Annotated in this window: 2 pseudogenes; one reads left to right on the forward strand and one right to left on the reverse strand. The window is 39.3% G+C overall.

The annotated features are described in order from the left end of the window. A pseudogene (locus Q1A70_RS19960) lies at positions 1-257 on the forward strand (hypothetical protein); the annotation flags it as partial. Positions 258-914: 657 nt separating this feature from the next. On the opposite strand, the pseudogene Q1A70_RS19965 reads toward Q1A70_RS19960, so the two are convergent. Further along, a pseudogene (locus Q1A70_RS19965) lies at positions 915-1,279 on the reverse strand (DUF2913 family protein); the annotation flags it as partial.

Here is a 1,279-nt window from a genome sequence, read left to right on the forward strand (position 1 = left end):
AAATTTATGCGTATCGAATTGGTGCCGGATGTCTCCACGTTTTGAAACTAGACGACCAGCTTGAGATTACGATTACCGATGGAGGAACTGACATTCCAGACAAAAGTAACTGTTTGGATTACTTACGTGTTGGTCATATTCAAATAGGTGTGCTTGATAGCATGGATGTAATCTATATGATCAATCACTTGCTCAACGCACTGAAAGAAAAAAATGAAGGTCTCAATTGCTTTTATCGCCAACATGACGAGCGATAATATGAATGTTTTTCAAACTATTTTTCTAGATTTGACTACATTACTCCAATGTTTAAAAATTGCGGAACATAGTCATTTCACCCCACCAATAAGTTCAGAGTGGTGGCTAGATATCGTTAAACGTTATCCTGTGGAGATAAATTTAGATGGACGTATTCAAACTGAGAGTGAGTGATAAAGATAGTATCGCCTTAAATACCATCACTTAACCTTCTTAACGTTGTTTTCTGTTCCATTGGTGCTCAACCCCCTAATTCAGCCATAAAATGAAAAATGAACTTTTCGGAGAAATGTGCGCAATACCCCAATTATGAAGAGGCAAAAGCTCTATCAATTGCGCGCCATATTTCATTTTTTATTGGTTTTGACTCTTCTTGTTTTTGCTGTCGCCATTGGTTTTGAAAGGTGCCAGCTCGCTCCTTGTAGCACAGAGGGCAACACTCGTGTTTCGTAATGAAATGAGATTTCGGTGTTTGTTCAAAAAACTGTTGATGCTTAACGCAAAACAATACAAGAGGGGTGCGGTTGTTGATGTATTCCGTTTTTTGGTAATCGAATTTATTCCCCCATCGCTGTTGAGACCTTTCAATAAATAGCGAGGTCGTTAATCGAGGTTTTGCCATATAAATCCCTGTTTCATAATATGACTAATAACCGTTACGTCTTTCTGTGAAGCAAAAGATGAATCACTTCGTGCTCATCCACTCGGTCAACTTCGACACGATAAACCCCATTGGCCTGCACGGCATCAATGAGTGCTTTTAGTCGATGTGTTTTTACGGTCATAGGCAGTGGTTTGATTTGTTGGTTGTTTTCATCAAATCCATTCTCAATGCCTTTATCTTTCATATAGAGCGTATCCCTTTCAAGGTCTTTTTCTGAATCTTCCAGCATGGATGGGAATTGATGCTGTTCAAATAGACCCGTTAACATGATGTAAAGTTCATCGGCTTGTGAGAGTTTTGCTTTGTACTCAAGGTTAAGTCGGTTCACATCCCAAAGCTTGCGCTCTAAGTTTCCGG

This window comes from uncultured Vibrio sp. (assembly GCF_947488985.1).
Lineage (GTDB): Bacteria > Pseudomonadota > Gammaproteobacteria > Enterobacterales > Vibrionaceae > Vibrio.